At 56.0% G+C, this 17537-nt stretch carries 16 protein-coding genes and 1 pseudogene; 5 read left to right on the top strand and 12 right to left on the bottom strand.

The features are described 5' to 3' along the window. The 3 genes from BM205_RS24465 to BM205_RS24385 form a co-directional block, all read left to right on the top strand. On the top strand, positions 1-193 hold a 193-nt coding region (locus BM205_RS24465), incomplete at its 5' end, for a hypothetical protein (RefSeq protein ID WP_217646081.1). 245 nt (positions 194-438) lie between these two features. Then, positions 439-786, top strand: coding sequence for a hypothetical protein (locus BM205_RS22870; RefSeq protein WP_092417159.1), 348 nt, complete (start codon positions 439-441; stop codon positions 784-786). An 18-nt stretch (positions 787-804) separates the two neighbouring features. Next, on the top strand, positions 805-1026 hold the full coding sequence (locus tag BM205_RS24385; RefSeq protein ID WP_175511362.1) for a hypothetical protein: 222 nt from the start codon (positions 805-807) through the stop codon (positions 1024-1026). Positions 1027-1205: 179 nt separating this feature from the next. Here the strand turns inward: BM205_RS24385 and upp are convergent, their stop codons facing one another. The 12 genes and pseudogenes from upp to BM205_RS22805 form a co-directional block, all read right to left on the bottom strand. Continuing rightward, positions 1206-1856: a uracil phosphoribosyltransferase gene (upp, locus tag BM205_RS22860; RefSeq protein ID WP_092357477.1), complete on the bottom strand. Its 651-nt coding sequence runs from the start codon at positions 1854-1856 to the stop codon at positions 1206-1208. Between the two features lie 119 nt (positions 1857-1975). Continuing rightward, entirely contained in the window at positions 1976-2383 is a 408-nt protein-coding gene (locus BM205_RS22855; RefSeq protein ID WP_092417157.1) for a MerR family transcriptional regulator, read from the bottom strand. Beyond that, positions 2380-2823 carry an integration host factor subunit alpha gene (locus BM205_RS22850; RefSeq protein ID WP_092417156.1) on the bottom strand — a complete coding sequence of 148 codons (444 nt, stop codon included), beginning with the start codon at positions 2821-2823 and terminating at the stop codon, positions 2380-2382. Before BM205_RS22850 ends, BM205_RS22855 begins: the two co-directional genes overlap by 4 nt. Positions 2824-2938: 115 nt before the next feature. Next, a complete protein-coding gene (gene pheT, locus BM205_RS22845; protein WP_092417155.1) occupies positions 2939-5365 on the bottom strand; it encodes a phenylalanine--tRNA ligase subunit beta in 2427 nt (808 codons plus the stop codon). A 110-nt stretch (positions 5366-5475) separates the two neighbouring features. Next, a complete protein-coding gene (pheS, locus tag BM205_RS22840) occupies positions 5476-6492 on the bottom strand; it encodes a phenylalanine--tRNA ligase subunit alpha (RefSeq protein ID WP_092417154.1) in 1017 nt (338 codons plus the stop codon). 171 nt (positions 6493-6663) lie between these two features. Further along, positions 6664-7023 carry a 50S ribosomal protein L20 gene (rplT, locus tag BM205_RS22835; RefSeq protein WP_014005489.1) on the bottom strand — a complete coding sequence of 120 codons (360 nt, stop codon included), beginning with the start codon at positions 7021-7023 and terminating at the stop codon, positions 6664-6666. A gap of 20 nt (positions 7024-7043) precedes the next feature. Continuing rightward, complete coding sequence (rpmI, locus tag BM205_RS22830) at positions 7044-7241, bottom strand: 50S ribosomal protein L35 (protein WP_061539612.1); 198 nt, start codon at positions 7239-7241, stop codon at positions 7044-7046. Positions 7242-7437: 196 nt separating this feature from the next. Then, complete coding sequence (gene infC / locus BM205_RS22825; protein WP_082814671.1) at positions 7438-7962, bottom strand: translation initiation factor IF-3; 525 nt, start codon at positions 7960-7962, stop codon at positions 7438-7440. Between the two features lie 60 nt (positions 7963-8022). Beyond that, positions 8023-9930: a threonine--tRNA ligase gene (gene thrS / locus BM205_RS22820; RefSeq protein WP_092417162.1), complete on the bottom strand. Its 1908-nt coding sequence runs from the start codon at positions 9928-9930 to the stop codon at positions 8023-8025. 323 nt (positions 9931-10253) lie between these two features. Next, positions 10254-11732 (bottom strand): efflux transporter outer membrane subunit, encoded by a 1479-nt coding sequence (locus BM205_RS22815; RefSeq protein ID WP_254784017.1) that lies wholly within the window; start codon positions 11730-11732, stop codon positions 10254-10256. A gap of 37 nt (positions 11733-11769) precedes the next feature. Further along, positions 11770-14865, bottom strand: a pseudogene (locus tag BM205_RS22810) (efflux RND transporter permease subunit). Then, positions 14858-16015, bottom strand: coding sequence for an efflux RND transporter periplasmic adaptor subunit (locus BM205_RS22805; RefSeq protein WP_092417153.1), 1158 nt, complete (start codon positions 16013-16015; stop codon positions 14858-14860). Before BM205_RS22805 ends, BM205_RS22810 begins: the two are co-directional and overlap by 8 nt. A 629-nt stretch (positions 16016-16644) precedes the next feature. Between BM205_RS22805 and BM205_RS22800 the strand changes: the two genes are divergently transcribed. Together BM205_RS22800 and BM205_RS22795 are read left to right on the top strand one after the other, a co-directional pair. Further along, a complete protein-coding gene (locus BM205_RS22800; RefSeq protein ID WP_092417152.1) occupies positions 16645-17061 on the top strand; it encodes a YXWGXW repeat-containing protein in 417 nt (138 codons plus the stop codon). A 102-nt stretch (positions 17062-17163) separates the two neighbouring features. Next, on the top strand, positions 17164-17448 hold the full coding sequence (locus BM205_RS22795; protein ID WP_139227371.1) for a hypothetical protein: 285 nt from the start codon (positions 17164-17166) through the stop codon (positions 17446-17448). Positions 17449-17537: the final 89 nt, after the last annotated feature.

The raw sequence follows: 17537 nt of genomic DNA, 5'->3' as shown, positions 1-17537 counted from the left end.
AGTCGGGTGGAAAGACCAACTCGCTGCGCTCAAACATGTCTTCCCACAATTCCCGACTGACACGCGCCACATTTGGCAGCGTCCCAATGCGGAAGGCACGTCAAAAGCAACTGCAACGTCAACGGCAACTTCAAAAACAACGTCAACGGCAGCGAACGCCTGGACAGGTTTGGATTGTCGAAGCGATAAATAGCGTTTATAGTTGGTTGTCTCTGAAAAAAACAGGGATCGGGTTTGGAAGCCTGGATTGCATACAGCGCACTGACCGCGCCACGCGGTTTTTTCTTGTGCGTTACCTTTGTACGTCCCTATGGGCGGCAATGGTAGGGAGCCTTCGGGCTGCCGGTTTTCCTGTATGCGCCGGTCTTCCAACCTTGCCACCTGCCGCCCTCCCGTTTGGAAGCGAGAGCCGGCTTAACTGCATGCATGGAGCTCGTTATGACTAGCATCGACACGTCTACACAATTCCCCCAACAACCAATTAAAGCCGATCACCAGCCGTTCTCATGGCTGACCGAAGAATTACGCATCGATGCAAGCATGCAATTCCTGGCGCACACGCTGGATATGACACAGGGCATTCAAACTTGCCTGAGCTTGATCCACGCCAGCAATCAGGCGCGGGAGGAACGCGATCCGGCATGCCCGCCGACGCTGAACATCTCCGATACCGAGCGCTTGACGCGGCTGGCAATGGCCGTTGCCGGTTCGTTGTCGGAACAAGCGGAGCTGCATATCGATGCACTTAACCGTCGCTATTCAGCAAAATCAATCAGTACACCCTGAGTCGCAAATTAGCTTCAAATGCCTGTTGAAGTTGCCGTTGAAGTTGCCGTTGAAGTTGCCGTTGAAGTTGCCGTTGAAGTTGTTTTTGATGTTGTTGCTGCTTTTGACGTTGCAGTTGCTTTTGACGCGGCTTTTGAATTTGAAGTCCGCATTGGGATGCTGCCAAATGTGGCGCGTGTCAGTCGGGAATTGTGGGAAGACATGTTTGAGCGCAGCGAGTTGGTCTTTCCACCCGACTGATACGCGCCACATTTGGGGACCTCCTGCGGAGGTGATGGCTTTGGCAGGAGCGATGCTCCAGCCCTTTCTTTGCTGACTTTCTTTGGCGAAGCAAAGAAAGTCAGTAGCCGCCGGGCTACCCCCGGCATGCATCCACGGAGTAGCTAACGTTTTAAATAACGACGAACCCTCGTTGCGGCTTACTTGGTGCCGAAAATGCGGTCGCCGGCATCGCCTAAACCGGGAACGATATACGCATGTTCGTCCAGGTGCGAATCCAGGCTCGCCACATACAGCTTGACCCCTGGGTGCGCATTCTGGAACACCTGCACGCCCTCAGGTGCAGCCACCAGCGCCAGGAAAATGATTTGCTCGTCGCTGACACCGCGCTTCTTCAGCACATCAACCGCGTGCACCGCAGAATTACCAGTCGCCACCATCGGATCGCAAACGATAAAGATACGCTCCGCCAAATCCGGCAAACGCACCAGATACTCAACCGGCTGATGCGTCGCAGGATCACGATACACCCCGATATGCCCCACCCGCGCCGAAGGCACCAGATCCAGCAATCCATCGCTCATGCCAATCCCCGCCCGCAACACCGGCACCACCGCCAGCTTACGCCCAGCAATCACCGGCGCCTCCATGCTCTGCATAGGCGTCTCGATCAACTGCGTAGTCAGCGGCAAGTCACGCGTAATTTCATACCCCATCAACAGCGTGATTTCACGCAGCAGCTGACGGAATGTACGGGTAGATGTTTCCTTACTCCGCATGTGCGTCAGCTTATGCTGGATCAGAGGATGATTGAGGATGAATAGATTGGGAAAACGTGGGTCGCTGAGCATGATCGGGGATTAAATAAAAGGGGCGGATGGAGGTCGATGGAAAGCGGATAAGGCAAAATCCGAACTCAACATCCCAAATACAAAAAAGGGAGATTTCTCTCCCTCGTTTTTTTCAGCATTCATTCAACTGCTTGCTCTACCTTAGGCATCAGCAAATCGAGTATCTGTTCCAGCTCGTGACGCACTTCGGCAAGATTGATTTCGTCTTGCTTGGGCTCGGCGGCAAGCTCGGCTTCAGCACTGCTGCCAAGACGGCCATCAAGCTTGTTACGAGCACCGCTGATGGTAAAGCCATGTTCGTACAGCAGTTCACGGATACGGCGAATCAACAGCACCTCGTGGTGCTGGTAATAGCGACGATTGCCACGTCGTTTAACCGGCTTAAGCTGGGTAAACTCCTGCTCCCAGTAACGCAGCACATGCGGCTTGACACCGCACAGCTCGCTAACCTCGCCAATTGTGAAATAGCGCTTGGCCGGGATCGGCGGCAATACGACAAGCTCGGACTTACTCACTTTATCGTTCATGAATTAGTTTGGAGAACGGCGGCAAACTGTTGGATAGGCTGGATTGGTTGCAGGCTTGCGGCTTCAACCATGCCCTTGAGTTTTTGACTGGCGTGAAAAGTCACTACGCGACGCGCAGTGATAGGAATTTCTTCCCCGGTTTTTGGATTGCGGCCCGGACGTTGCGGCTTGTCGCGCAATTGAAAATTACCGAAACCCGACAATTTCACCGACTCGCCACGCTCCAGCGCGTCGCGGATTTCATCGAAAAACGTTTCAACCATATCTTTGGCTTCGCGCTTGTTGAGGCCAACCTGTTCAAACAAAAGTTCAGCCAGTTCCGCCTTGGTCAATGTCGGCAAATTCTTTTCTGCCTGCGAACGGGCTTGCGCTTCACGCATCGCCCGATTCAGATCGGCGTCCAGAACGGATTCAAATTCTACTGTCTGCATATCATTCATTCTGTTGTTACGCCCCTGTCTTTTTGAGATTGCGGCCGCCGGTGCTGCGGGTATATCGCGTGCACCGGCATTTTGCTGCAGGTTTTATCATTAACTAAAGCCATTCAATTACAGATCAGGTGCGCAGTTTTGCTGTCGGCACCTTACCGACAGCCGCAATCAAAGCCGACATGGCGGCTTCTACGGTGTCTTCTTGAAGGGTGTTTTCAGTATCTTGCAAGGTAAACCGGAAAGCAAGACTTTTTTCGTCATTTTCCAGCCCTTTTCCATGATATTCATCAAATAAAACAATGGCTTGCAGAATTCGGCAGGCAGGATTTTGTTGCTGCTCAGCAGCAAAAACATCCAATAAATCCTGCGCATAAACCGCTTGTTTGACTACCACGGCGAGGTCCCGCACCACGGCCGGAAATTTCGAAATTTCGACATAAGCAGGCACTTGCCGTTGCTGCAACGCCAAGCCGTCGACTTCGAACAAAACCGGCGCCAAAGGCAGTTCATATTTCTGCTGCAGACGCGGATGCAGCTCGCCGATGAAACCGACCACCTGATCGCCCAGCAGCACTTGCGCCGAGCGGCCAGGATGCAACGCCGCGTGTTCGATTTTGGCAAAACGCAAAGCTGCAGGTGCAAACAAGGCTTCCAGATCCGCTTTCACATCGAAAAAATCGACGGTACGGCTGGCCTGGCCCCATTGTTCGTCAGCTTGCGGGCCGTAAGCCAGGCCTGTTACGCGCTTAGGCTGATCGTATCCGGCCACCGCCAGCGGGCCGTTCTGGACTTCCTGGTTACGCATGTAAACAGCGCCGGTTTCAAAGATCCGGACCCGGTTCAGCTTGCGGTTGAGATTGTATTTGACGTTAGCAACCAGGCTTCCCACCAGCGTCGAACGCATCACGCCCATCTGGCTGGCGATCGGGTTGACCACCTTGATTGGCGCCAGGTTGCCGGCAAAATCGGCTTCCCAGGCTTCTTCGACGAAGCTGAAATTGATCACTTCCTGATAATCCAGGTCAGCCAGCTGACGACGAATCGTGAACAGCGAACGCTGGTTTTCCGGCGCGATATACATGGCGTTAGGCGCCACCGGCGGCAAGGCCGGAATATTTTCAAAGCCGTAGACGCGTGCGATTTCTTCGATCAGGTCTTCCTCGATCTCGATATCGAAACGATACGATGGCGGCGTCACGGAAAATACACCGCTCTCTTGCGTGAAGGCCAGGCCCAGGCGGGTGAAGATGTCGGCGATCTGGCTATCCGACAAAGGCACGCCGATGACCCGGACCGCACGCGCAGTACGGATCTTGACCGGATCGCGCTTTGGCAAGTTGACGCTTTGATCGTCAATCGGACCGATCTGGATCGCAGGCGTACCGCAAATTTCAACCAGCAAGGCAGTGATGCGCTCGATGTGTTCAACCGTGGTCGCAAAATCGACGCCACGCTCGAAGCGATGACCTGCATCGGTCGAGAAATTGAAACGACGGGCGCGGCCCTGTATCGCTTGCGGCCACCAGAATGCGGCTTCCAGATAGATATTCTGCGTTTCCAGCGAAACCGCCGTAGCGTCACCGCCCATGATGCCGGCCAGCGATTCGATTTGCCGGTCATCGGCGATCACGCCGATCCACTCGTCGACGCTGACAGTATTACCGTTCAACAGCTTGAGCGATTCGCCCGGCTTGCCCCAGCGGACATCGAGGCCGCCGTGGATCTTGTCGAGGTCGAACACGTGCGTTGGACGGCCCAGCTCCAGCATCACATAGTTGGAAATATCGACCAGGGCCGAAATCGAACGCTGACCGCTGCGCTCCAGGCGCTGCTTCATCCAATGCGGCGTTGCTGCCTTGGCGTTCAGGCCGCGGATCACGCGACCGGAGAAACGGCCGCACAAATCCGGCGCCGAAATCTTGACCGGCAAGGTTTCAGTGATGGTCGCAGCCACAGCCTTGAACACCGGCTGCTTCAGCAGGGTACCGGTCAGCGCCGAAACTTCACGCGCCACACCCAGCACCGACAGGCAATCGGCCTTGTTCGGCGTCAGCTTGATAGTGAACTTGAGGTCGTTCAGTTCGTAATAATCACGGAAATTCTGACCGACCGGCGCATCGTCAGGCAACTCGAGCAAGCCGCCCTGGTCTTCCGACAATTTCAATTCACGTGCTGAACACAGCATGCCTTGCGACTCGACGCCGCGCAACTGGCCGAGCTTGATCTCGAACGGCTTGCCATCCGCACCGGGCGGCAGGACGGCGCCAACCATGGCGCAAGGAACCTTGAGGCCGGGACGCACATTCGGCGCACCGCACACGATATTGAGCATGGTGCCGGTGCCGACATCGACCTGGCAGACGTTCAGGCGATCGGCATTCGGATGTTTGGCGGTCTCGACCACCAGGCCGACCACGATATGGGTAAAGGGCGGCGCAACCGGCTCGACCTCTTCCACTTCGAGACCGGACATGGTCAGCAAATGGGACAATTCGTCCGAAGTCATCTTCGGATCGACCATGGAACGCAGCCAGCTTTCAGAGAATTGCATAGGTAAAACCTTCAAAAACCTTTAGTCACAGAAGCAGGGAACGCTGGATTGCTGGAGCAAAATCAGGAGCAAGATTCCAAGACAATCCACGCGTCTTCGGCGAGGAGCTTTTAGTTAAATTGTTTCAGGAAGCGCAGATCGCCTTCGTAGAACAGGCGCAGATCGTTGATGCCATAACGCAGCATCGTCAGGCGTTCGATACCGGAGCCGAACGCGAAGCCGATGAACTGCTCCGGATCCAGGCCCATGTTGCGCACCACGTTAGGATGCACCTGGCCGGCGCCGGATACTTCCAGCCAGCGCCCTTTCAGCGGACCGCTGCCGAAGGCAATGTCGATCTCGGCCGAAGGCTCGGTGAACGGGAAATAAGATGGGCGGAAACGCACTTGCAAGTCGTCGGTTTCAAAGAACGCCTTGACGAAATTCAGGTACACGCCCTTGAGGTCGGCGAAGCTGATGTCTTCGGCGATCCACAAACCTTCGACCTGATGGAACATCGGCGAGTGGGTGGCGTCGCTGTCGACGCGGTAAGTACGGCCCGGCGCGATAACCTTGATCGGCGGCTTGTTCATACGCGCATAACGCACCTGCATCGGGCTGGTATGGGTGCGCAGCAGCAGTTGCTTGCCGTCGCTATCCTTGCCATCGATATAGAAGGTATCCTGCATCGAGCGCGCCGGATGATTCTCCGGGCTGTTCAATGCGGTAAAGTTGGTCCAGTCGGTTTCGATTTCGGGGCCGTCGGCCACATCGAAACCGATCGAACGGAAAATTTCTTCGATACGCTGCCATGAGCGCATCACCGGATGGATGCCGCCAACGCCGCGGCCGCGGCCCGGCAAGGTGACATCGATCGCTTCTGCATTCAGACGCTCTTGCATCTGCGCGTTGGCCAAGGCATCACGGCGCGCTGTCAGCGCGGCTTCGATCTGCTCTTTGGCCTGGTTGATTATTGCGCCCTGGACTTTGCGTTCGTCCGCAGCCAGTTTGCCCAACCCCTTCATTTGCTCGGTGATCTGACCGGTCTTGCCGAGATACTTGGCCTTCGCATTTTCCAGCGCGGCGGCATCGACAGCAGCGATGAAATCAGCTTGGGCTTGCGATACTAATTGTTCTAGGGAGTTCATGCAGTTTTCCTGCTCCAGTGGAAGCCGAAATACGCCGATCTTTAAAAGTCCGGCGGTTTAAAAACACAAACGGGGCACAAGGTGTTGACCTCTGCCCCGCTCGGGATTGCCATGCTGCAGAACAAACCCTGCAGCAATGGCAAAACTACGTAACTAAGTTATGCAAATAAGTTACGCAGCGATGTTGGCCTTGACTTGATTGACAATCGCAGCAAACGCTGGCTTGTCCATCACTGCCATATCAGCCAGAACCTTACGGTCCAGTTCGATCGAAGCACGCTTCAGACCGTTCATGAATACGCTGTATGTAACGCCATGCTCACGGGAAGCGGCGTTGATACGGGCGATCCACAATGCACGGAATACGCGCTTCTTGTTACGACGGTCACGGTATGCGTATTGACCAGCGCGCATAACCGCTTGCTTGGCTACGCGATAGACTTTACTGCGACGACCGCGGTAACCCTTGGCTTGCACCAAGATTTTTTTATGACGGGCACGAGCTGTAACCCCACGTTTTACTCTAGGCATAATAACTCCTTAGTATGAGGTTAAGCGTTCGGCAACATGCGCGAAACGGATACCATGTTGTGGTCATTGACCCCAACGGAACCGCGCAATTGACGTTTGTTTTTGGTGGTCTTCTTGGTCAGGATGTGGCGTTTGAACGCTTGACCGCGCTTAACTGTTCCACCCGGACGCACACGAAAGCGCTTTTTGGCGCTGCTTTTCGTCTTCATTTTTGGCATGACACTATCTGTCCTCTAAGGACAGCTCCTTTTTTAACATGATTGCAGGTGGCAACATATCGTTACGCTTGGATGCCTGCTCTCACTTGTTTAAACCCAGCTGAACGATAACCACAGCTGGATTTCGCAGCAGAATCTGGCCCGCTGCTTTTGGGTGATCTTGATGATTACTCATCAAGATCACCTAAAATCTTTCTTACTTTTTCTTCTTGGGTCCGATGATCATGATCATCTGGCGCCCTTCCATCTTCGGCCACTGCTCGACCTGCCCGTACGGTTCCAGGTCTTGCTTCAGACGTTCAAGCATGCGCACACCGATATCCTGGTGAGCCATTTCACGACCGCGGAAACGCAGGGTGATTTTGACTTTATCGCCGTCCTCATCCAGGAATCGCGTCAAATTGCGCAGCTTGATGTTGTAATCCCCATCATCGGTACCTGGGCGGAATTTAACTTCCTTCACCAGAATGACCTTCTGCTTCAACTTGGCTTCGTGCGCCTTCTTCTGCTCCTGGTACTTGAACTTGCCGTAGTCCATCAAACGCGCTACCGGCGGCTGTGCCGTCGGCGCGATTTCCACCAGATCGACGTTTGCCTCTTCCGCCAGGCGGAAGGCCTCAGCCAGGCTGACGATACCGAGTGCTTCGTTCTCAACACCCGATAAGCGCAATTCTGGTGCAGTAATTTCGCCGTTGATGCGATGTGACTTGTCCGTAGCTATTGCAGTTTCCTTTAAAAATCAAATGATTAAGCCGTGCTCTGGCGCTTCGGGTTGCCCCGTTCAGGCTTTGGTTTCGACCTCATTCCTGAGGCGCTCCACCAGTACATCGATAGGCATTACACCCAGATCGACATTGCCCCGCGCTCGCACGGCCACTGTGTTTGCATCCCGCTCTTTATCACCGACAACCAGTATATAAGGCGGCTTCTGCAAAGAATGCTGCCGTATTTTATAGGTAATCTTCTCATTACGCAAATCGGTCTCTACTCTAAACCCTTGTTTTTTCAGCGTTTGTGCAACATTTTGAACATATTCCGACTGTGCGTCAGAGATATTCAAAACAACAACTTGCACAGGAGCAAGCCATAACGGCATCGCACCAGCGTGGTTTTCGATCAGCATCCCGATAAAACGCTCCAGCGAACCGACAATAGCACGGTGCAGCATGACCGGTACTTTACGACCATTGTCTTCAGTTACATATTCTGAACCGAGACGGCCCGGCATCGAAAAATCAACCTGCATGGTACCGCATTGCCAGGAACGGCCGATCGAATCCTTCAGGTGATACTCGATTTTCGGACCGTAGAAGGCGCCCTCGCCCGGCAATTCTTCCCACTCTGCGCCGGAAGCACGGATTGCTTCACGCAAGGAATTTTCAGCCTTGTCCCAGACATCGTCTTCACCTACCCGTTTTTCAGGACGCAAAGCCAACTTCACCGCCACCTCTGTAAAGCCGAAATCGAGATATACCTGGCGCACCAGCTTGTCGAAGGCCGCAACCTCATCCTGCACTTGTTCTTCAGTACAGAAAATATGACCATCATCCTGGGTAAAGCCGCGCACCCGCATCATCCCGTGCAAGGCGCCCGACGGCTCATTACGATGGCACTGGCCGAATTCGCCGAAACGCAAAGGCAAGTCGCGATAGCTGTGCAAACTGGAATTGAAAATCTGGATATGGCCAGGGCAGTTCATCGGCTTCAGCGCGTAGCTGCGGTTTTCCGACTCGGTTGTAAACATGCTTTCGCGGTAGTTCTCCCAGTGACCGGTCTTTTCCCACAACGAGCGATCCAGGATCTGCGGCGCCTTAACTTCCTGATAACCATTGTCGTTATAGACACGGCGCATGTACTGCTCGACCTGTTGCCAGATAGTCCAGCCCTTGGCATGCCAGAAAATCAAGCCCGGCGCTTCATCCTGGAAATGGAACAGGTCCAGCGCGCGTCCCAGCTTGCGATGGTCGCGCTTTTCCGCTTCTTCCAGCATGTGCAGATAAGCCTCTTGCTCATCCTTCTTGGCCCAAGCAGTGCCATACACGCGCTGCAACATTTCATTTTTTGCATCGCCACGCCAGTAAGCGCCGGCCAGCTTCATCAGCTTGAAGACCTTCAGCTTGCCAGTCGACGGCACGTGCGGGCCACGGCACAAGTCGGTGAACTTGCCCTCTGTGTACAGCGAAACTTCCTGATCTTGCGGGATCGAGCCGATCAGCTCCGCCTTGTAGGCTTCGCCGATCGATTCGAAATAAGCGATTGCCTCGTCACGCGCCACTACCTTGCGGGTAATCGGCTCATCTTTCTTCGCCAGCTCAGCCATCTTCTTTTCAATTTCCAGCAAGTCTTCCGGAGTAAACGGACGCTTGTAGGCAAAATCGTAGTAAAAGCCGTTTTCGATCACCGGTCCGATAGTTACCTGCGCATCCGGAAACAACTCCTTGACCGCGTACGCCAGCAAATGCGCTGTCGAATGGCGGATCACTTCCAGTCCGTCGGCGTCCTTGTCGGTGACGATCGCCAGCTCGACATCGCGTTCGATCAGGAAAGAAGTATCCACCAGCTTGCCGTCGACCTTGCCGGCCAACGCCGCCTTCGCCAAACCGGCGCCGATACTGGCGGCGACCTGCGCCACAGTCAGCGGCGCCTCGAATTGACGTTGTGAACCATCAGGAAGTTTGACTGCTATCATTTTGGGCCCCATATCGGCGGTCACTCTGGACGACGCCGGATTGAATTAAATTGAATTGCCGTGTGCTTAACAAAAATGCGGACGAAAAAAAACGCGGACCAGCCGCGCTTTTTTCATCATGCAGGTAGAAAAAGGCCTCGACTAGTGTCGCTCACAGATTGTGGTGGTAGTTCGCGGTGTCATAACCGGGATGCCTTTCTCGCTCTTACAGATGTTGAATTCGTTTTAGTTGACTTGCTGCAAATAGTGATAACAGCGGCGACAACAGAATGCTACCGATCATACCAGAAAACCGGTGCGGCATGGCAAGTGCACAATATATTCTATTGCGTGCTGCCTAAACTCTCGCCCTCCCCGCGATTCCACCACCCTCCGCCCAAGGCCTGGAACAAGGCTGCCGTATCGGCAAACCGCGCCGCCTGCGCTTGCGCCAGGTTGATCACCGCTTGTTGGTAGGCTTGTTGCGCAGTCAATAAAGTCTGCGGACTGGACGCACCCAGTTGCACCGATTTTCGCGAAATATCAAGACTGTGTGCGGCAGCGCGTTCGGCGATGGCTTGCGCCTGCAACGCATCGACATCGTATTGCAAGGCGCGCAAACTGTCGGCAACGTTCTGGAAGGCGAGGATCACTGTACTTTTATATTGCGCCGCAGCCTGCTCCAGCAAGGCTTCCGAAGCACGCTTCTTATGCAGCAGCGCACCACCGGCAAACAGCGGTTGCGTCAGGCCGCCAACCAGACTCCACAAACCGGTGCCCGAAGTAAATAAATTCCCCATCTGCGCCGCTGCACTGCCGATATTTGCGCTCAAGGTAATCTGCGGCAGCATGTTCGCAGTAGCAACGCCGACAGCGGCGCTGGCGGCGTGCAACTGCGCTTCGGCCGCGCGTACATCCGGTCGTTGCTGCACCAGGCTGGACGGCAGGCTGACCGGTAATTGCTGCGGCAGGCTGAGGCTGGCAAGCTCGAATTTCTGCTCCAGTTCCTGGCTTGGGAAACGCCCCGCCAAAGCGGTCAGACGATCCCGTTGTTGCGCCAGGGATTTCTGCAAGGGCGGCAAGCTGGCTTGTGTTTGCGCCAGTGCCGCCTCTTGCGCCAGGACGTCGGCCCGGGCGACGTCGCCTAACGCATACTGACGCCGCAACAACTCAAGCAATTCGGCCTGGACTTTAAGCACCTCCTGGGTCGCGGTGATCTGCGCCCGCAGCCCGGCTTCCTGTACTGCCGCCGCCGCCACGTTCGAGGTCAGCGTCAGGTAAGCGGCTTCCAGCAGAAATTTCTGCTGTTCGGCCTGCGCCTGCAAACCCTCTACCTGGCGCTGATTGCCGCCAAACGCATCCAGCGTGTAAGACACGCTGACCTGCGCTGTATGCAGATTGAATGGCGAAGTGCCCTGCCCGGCCGACGCCGGCTGCTTCTGCCGGGTCGGCGTCAGGCTGGCGTTAACGCTCGGGAAAAATGCTCCCTGCTGCACCGACACTTGTTCCTGCGCCGCACGCAGCGCTGCCTGTGCCGACTGCAAATCGGGGCTGGCCTTGAGTGCTTCTTCAATCACTGCATTCAATGCCGGCGAACTGAACAACGTCCACCACTGGGCAGGAATATCCATGCCATCGACAAACTGCTGCGTTGCGCCACCCACCGTGGCTGCGGAAGAAGTTTTCGCTTGCAACGGCTCTTTTGTATACCCCAGCACCGGGGGAGCATCCGGCTGTTTAAAATCCGGTCCGGCCGCGCAGCCTGACAGTACCAGCAGCACCGCCAGCGCTGAAGCCCTGAGTTTAAAATCTATTGCGTTCATGTTTTTCATCTGCTCAAAGTTCGGTCGACCGTCCGCGCTAGCGGCCGTCATTTTCTTTGCTTATCCCGCGACGTTTTTCAATCCATTTTTCCAGCGAATAATAGAAGGCAGGCAGGATGAACAGCGTCAACATGGTGGCGACAACCAGGCCGCCCACCACCACCGTTGCCAAGCCGCGCTGGACATCGGTGCCGACACCGGTAGCCAAGGCCGCCGGCAACATGCCTACCGAGGCCACTGTGGCCGTCATCAGCACCGGCCGGAAACGTTCGAAGGCGCCCGCCAGCACCGCCTCCAGCAATGCCACGCCTTGCCGCCGGACCCGATTGATATTGGATACCATGATGATGCCGTTCTGCACCGCCACGCCAAACAACGCGATGAAACCGACGCCGGTAGCCACGTTGATCGTGCCGTTGGTAACCCGCAGCGCGATCAAGCCACCAAGTGCGGCCAGCGGCACCACGCCCAGGATCAGCAACGCTTGCCTCAGCTTGCCGAAACCCGCATATAAAATGATCGCCATCAAACCCAGCACCAGACCGAATACCAGTATCAAACGCGATTGCGCCCGCTCCTGGTTCTCGAATTGCCCGGCCCATTCGAGGCGGTATCTGGCCTTATCGAAATGCACCTTCTGCGCCACCTGGGCTTGCGCATCCTGGTAATACGACAGCAAATCGCGATTGGCATAGTCCAGGCGAACGGTCAGCTGGCGATGGGTATTTTCATGCGCAATCGTGCTCTCACCGGTGGTGGTGCGGATATGCGCCACCTGCGACAAAGGAATCCGCGCGCCGCCAGCTGTGGTCAACAACAAATCACCCAACGCTTCCGGACTGTTGCGGCTGCTCTTGGGGAAACGCACCGTAACGTTATGTACCTTATCCGCCAGATACAACTGGGTGACCGGCGCACCGCCGATGCCGGTTTGAATCAGATTGGCGATATCGGCCACGTTAATCCCCAGGCGAGCGGCGGCGGCGCGATCTATGTCGATCGACACCTGCGGCACAGGCGGCTCCTGGAAAATCGCCACGTCGGCGGAGCCTTTCACACCATGCAACACGTCAACGATTTGATTGCCGATACGGCGCAGCTCCTTGAAATCCTCGCCATACACGCGAATCACCAGCGGACTGTGCGCGCCGCCCACAGCGTCGTTGACGCCATCGCTGATCGGCTGGCTGATGCCGACTGAAAAACCAGGCAGCTGCGACAGACGCGCGTTAAGCCGCTGCACAAACTGTTCCTTGGTTTCACCGTTGGGCCAGGTGCTGTAAGGCTTCAGGCCGACCGGCACTTCCATATGCGACGGCGTCCAGGGATCGGTGCCGTCATCGCTGCGGCCGAGCTGAGTCACCGCATAGGAGACCTCGGGAAATTCCAGCAATGTACGGCGCAATTCGCTGGCCATCTCGCTGTCCTTGTCGAGTGACAAACCCGACGGCATTTGCACCTGCAGCCAGAGCGTACCCTCATCCAGATTCGGCATGAACTCGCGGCCGGTAGCCGCGCCCAGCACGATCACGCCAGCCAGAGCTGCCGCACCAATCCCATACGAAACAACCGGATTGCTCAACAAGCGCCCCAGGGTTTTCCGATAACCGGCACTGAGCCATTCAAGCGGTTTGTTATGAAAAATCCGACGCGGCTTGCGCAACGCCATATAGGCCAGTCCCGGCACCAGCACGATGCTGCACAACAAGGCTCCGATCAATGCGTAGGCCACGGTGAAAGCCATCGGCGACAGCAATTTTCCTTCGGCGCGCTCGAAAGCGAACAACGGCAAATAGGCGACGATGATAATCAGGGTAGCGAAGAAGATCGGCCGGATCACTTCGGTGGTGGCATCGCGCACATCGGTCTCGGTCAGTTCAACCTCGGGCCTGGCCTCACGCCTGCGCAAGATCGCCTCGGTAACCACAATCGCACCGTCGACAATGATGCCGAAGTCAATCGCCCCCAGAGAAAACAGGTTGGCCGGCATCTTGGTCAGATACATCATGATGAACACCGTCACCAACGCCAGCGGAATCGTCACCGCGGCCACCAGCGCGCTGCGCGGGCTGCCGAGAAACAGGATCAGGACAATGCAGACCAGCCCGATACCCTCCATGACCGTATGACCGACCTTGTGGATAGTCAGCTGGATCAAATCATCGCGATCGATATACGGCACGACCTTGACATCCATCGGCGCCAACTGCTTCTGCAGTTGATCCACCTTGGCGTGCACATCCTTGATGACTTCCGATGCATTCTGATACTTCAGCAGCTTGACGACGCCCTGGATAGTATCGGGATTCTTGTCTTTACCGAGAATGCCCTGCCGTTCCTGGTGGCTGTATTGCAGCTTGCCCAGATCGCGCACCAGCACCGGCACGCCATTGGTTTGCCTGACCACGACGTTGCCAAGGTCGGTAAGGCTGCGCATCAGGCCGATGCCGCGCACGACATAACCCTGTTCGCCGCGCGTGATGCGGCTGCCGCCGGCGTTGGCGTTATTGTTGCTGATGGCGGTCGTTACGTCAGACAGGGAAACGCCAAAGCGCTCCAGCTGCTTCTGATCGACTTCCAGCTGATACTCCATCGTCAGGCCGCCAAAGTTGCCGACCTCAGCAATGCCGGGAACCTGCTGCAACTCCGGGATCACGATCCAGCGCTAGATCTCGGACAGTTCCATCAGATTCTTGCTGTCGGACTCCAGCGTATAGCGATAGATTTCGCCGGCAGCACTGGTCACCGAGTCCAGGCTAGGTGTAATACCGGCGGGCAGCGCCGCTTGCGTCATGCGTTCTGTGACACGCTGGCGTTCCCAGTAATCTTCCGCGCCATCTTTGAATGTCAGCGTAATCAGCGACAAGCCGAAAGTACTGGATGAACGCATGTGCACCAAGCCAGGCGTGCCGCTCAACTGCCGTTCCAACGGGATGGTGATCTGCTGCTCGATTTCTTCGGCGGCCAAGCCTGGCGCCTGGGTAGTTACCTGTGCTGTTACATCGGACAACTCAGGATAGGCTTCAACCGCCATCCGGGTCCACGAGTAGTAGCCGAACAGCGTCACCATCAAGGTCACCAGGATGACTGCATAGCGCTTTTGCAGGCAATAGCGAACGATGTTATTAATCATTGAGCAACACTCCGCCCTTGATCACAACCCGGTCACCGACCAGCAATCCCTTTTGGATCCGCACACTGCCATCTTCTTCATTGCCGGTTTCTATCGTGCGCCGTACGAATGTCCAGGGAGCGACTTCAACGAATACGGTCGTGTTTTCGTTATTCATCAACAAGGCCGATGGCGGAACCACCGGCGCCGAAGCCTGCGTCACTGCAAAAGAAACGTTGGCAAACATGTTCGGCTTGAATTTTCCATCGGTATTGGGCACGCTGATACGCACTAGCGCCCTGCGCGTGTCTGCTTGAAGGACATCGCTGATAAACGCAACGCTGCCGTGGAACTGTTCGCGCGGGTAAGCCGGCAGGCTGATGCTTGCCGGCTGCCCTTTCTTGATCGACGCCAGCAGGTTTTCCGGGACGCTGGCGGTAATCCAGACCGTGTCCAGGTTGGCAATCGTCATCAAGACCGCGTTCGGATCGTTGGCGGCTTGTCCGGCGCCGATGGCCAGTGCAGTGATGCTGCCGGACGCCGGCGCCACCAGATTCAAGCGTTGCCCGCCGCTGTCAGCGGCAGTGGCGCCACCGGCGCTAAGCGATTTGAGGCGCGTATCGGCGCGCGCGAATTCAGCCTGCGCCTGGACGTAAGCACTTTCAGCCTGCTCCAGATCCTTTGCCGCACCGGCGCCAGCCTGCTGCACGCCGCGTTGCCGCTCTACTATCCGCTTCGCCAGTTGCAATGCATCGCGGGCTTTTTGCACATCCGAAGTAGCCTGGGCAAAATCGCCGGAAGTCATCACCAGCAGCAGCTGTCCTTTGCGAACGCGATCGCCAAGGCCCACTTTCAACTCAAGCACTTTGCCGGCGACCGGCGGCAGGATGTTAATGGTGCGGGCAGGATCTGCCTCTACTTGTGCCGGCATCTCCAGCGCATGCGCGGCGTCTAGCGAGGACACCGTTTGTACTGCAATGCGCTGCCGCAAGGGCGAATTCTGCGGGATTGTGATGCGGTCGCCTTGCCGCGTGAAATTCGCGGTCGGTGCACTATCGGCAGCGCCGGGGGAAGTCTTGCTGCCGGATTCTGCTAAAGCGAGTCCGCCGGCGATCAATATGCTCACGGCAAAGATCGCCAGAGGTTTTCGTTGAAAAAGGGAATTGTTCATGATCGTGCTCGCGCTTGTGCTCGTGTTAAGAGATTATTTTTCACGTCAGCCCCTAGCGATGTCGCTATACGAAGGGCGGGATGTCATTTTTTCAACCGGAAGTGTTGCCAGGGATCGCTGGCGGTACCGGTTTTTGTCAGCGCGGCTGAAAAGCGGCGCACGGAGCTCGCGTGCGGCGACATAACCTGCATGTCATTCGCCACGGCTCTGGAAGGTGGGCATAGAAAGCCCCACCAATCTGGGACTCGTACAGGCTACAGACCGATTCTGTCAAAAACCTGAAGGAAAGCTGACAAAACCCTGACAAACCGAAACTTCGCCACCTTCAGCCAGCGAATCGCCAGGCAAGCGCGATTATGGCGACACTCTATGACGGCACCATGACGACAATCTGTTGACGCGGATATTGAATAGGGAGGGAAGTTATCCAGCTGCAGAGCGCGCCGGCGCGGGCTCGTCGACGCTTAATGTGCAACCCGCCATGAATTGACGACTTACGCGGGCGCGCCCCGATCGTGGGCATGCGCCACACTCAAATAAATGTAATCATTTGCATCATTCCTTGATTAATAAACAATCACAAGTATAGTTGGCGCAACTCAACGACAATAAATCAATAGAAAATAACTATGAAAAGAATGCTATGTGCAGTCGCACTTGTCGCCGTCAGCATCACCGCCCTGATGCCGACCCAGGCAATGGCACAGGTTGGCGTCAACATCATCATCGGTACGCCGCCACCACCACCAAGATACGAAGTGATCCCGCCCCCACGCTACGGTTATGTGTGGGCGCCCGGATACTGGAACTGGGATGGCCGCCGCCATGCCTGGGCCGGCGGGCACTGGGAACGGGCGCGCAACGGATACATGTATAACCGTCCGCAATGGCACCAGGGACGCAACGGCTGGGAACTGCGTCGCGGCGGCTGGGAACGTGGCGATGGCCGCGGACGGTATGACGACAGGCGGCATGACAATAGAGGGCATGGCGGCCGAGGCCATGACGACAGGCGCGATCATCACCGTGGCCATGACCGGCATTGATCGTCAGGCTGCACGGTTAAGGTTAAGCTAAACGACAGCAGGCAAAGGCCATGGCCTTTGCCTGGATCCAGATAAACCATCGATTGAAAGACGGCCATGACAATGAATAAAGCCCTTATCGCTGCAATGCTGCTGATAACAGCAGGTCTATCCACCGCTCAGGCGCAGGATGCTGGCGTGCGCGCGTCGCTGGATGCAGGAAAACCGCAAGCCAGCGAAGAATGCCGGCGTTTGCAGGACCGCGTAAGTGAACTCGACCGGATGGACGACGAGCGTATTGCCCGCGGCGGACGCACCGGCGCGCAACAAAGCCCGGTGCAGACCAAAGAATGGATCGACAAGGAACGCAAAGATGCAAAGACTAAAATGTTCTTTGCGAAGTGTTAAAAATCAAAAAAGCTGCGGCGTGAAAATTTAGCATGGATTCCCCGCTACCAGCGGACACCTCAAAGTTCAAGTAAGCTTGAAGCTGACGA

Origin of the sequence: Collimonas sp. OK307 (assembly GCF_900113705.1) — a bacterium.
Lineage (GTDB): Bacteria > Pseudomonadota > Gammaproteobacteria > Burkholderiales > Burkholderiaceae_D > Collimonas.
This window is presented reverse-complemented; position numbering and strand designations above follow the sequence as displayed.

What these genes read in the sequence shown, in the direction of transcription:
- BM205_RS22870 (WP_092417159.1), top strand. Translation starts at nt 439, where the DNA reads ATGACTAGCATCGACACGTCTACACAATTCCCCCAACAACCAATTAAA.
- BM205_RS24385 (WP_175511362.1), top strand. Translation starts at nt 805, where the DNA reads ATGCCTGTTGAAGTTGCCGTTGAAGTTGCCGTTGAAGTTGCCGTTGAA.
- upp (WP_092357477.1), bottom strand. Translation starts at nt 1,856, where the DNA reads ATGCTCAGCGACCCACGTTTTCCCAATCTATTCATCCTCAATCATCCT.
- BM205_RS22855 (WP_092417157.1), bottom strand. Translation starts at nt 2,383, where the DNA reads ATGAACGATAAAGTGAGTAAGTCCGAGCTTGTCGTATTGCCGCCGATC.
- BM205_RS22850 (WP_092417156.1), bottom strand. Translation starts at nt 2,823, where the DNA reads ATGAATGATATGCAGACAGTAGAATTTGAATCCGTTCTGGACGCCGAT.
- pheT (WP_092417155.1), bottom strand. Translation starts at nt 5,365, where the DNA reads ATGCAATTCTCTGAAAGCTGGCTGCGTTCCATGGTCGATCCGAAGATG.
- pheS (WP_092417154.1), bottom strand. Translation starts at nt 6,492, where the DNA reads ATGAACTCCCTAGAACAATTAGTATCGCAAGCCCAAGCTGATTTCATC.
- rplT (WP_014005489.1), bottom strand. Translation starts at nt 7,023, where the DNA reads ATGCCTAGAGTAAAACGTGGGGTTACAGCTCGTGCCCGTCATAAAAAA.
- rpmI (WP_061539612.1), bottom strand. Translation starts at nt 7,241, where the DNA reads ATGCCAAAAATGAAGACGAAAAGCAGCGCCAAAAAGCGCTTTCGTGTG.
- thrS (WP_092417162.1), bottom strand. Translation starts at nt 9,930, where the DNA reads ATGATAGCAGTCAAACTTCCTGATGGTTCACAACGTCAATTCGAGGCG.
- BM205_RS22815 (WP_254784017.1), bottom strand. Translation starts at nt 11,732, where the DNA reads ATGAACGCAATAGATTTTAAACTCAGGGCTTCAGCGCTGGCGGTGCTG.
- BM205_RS22805 (WP_092417153.1), bottom strand. Translation starts at nt 16,015, where the DNA reads ATGAACAATTCCCTTTTTCAACGAAAACCTCTGGCGATCTTTGCCGTG.
- BM205_RS22800 (WP_092417152.1), top strand. Translation starts at nt 16,645, where the DNA reads ATGAAAAGAATGCTATGTGCAGTCGCACTTGTCGCCGTCAGCATCACC.
- BM205_RS22795 (WP_139227371.1), top strand. Translation starts at nt 17,164, where the DNA reads ATGAATAAAGCCCTTATCGCTGCAATGCTGCTGATAACAGCAGGTCTA.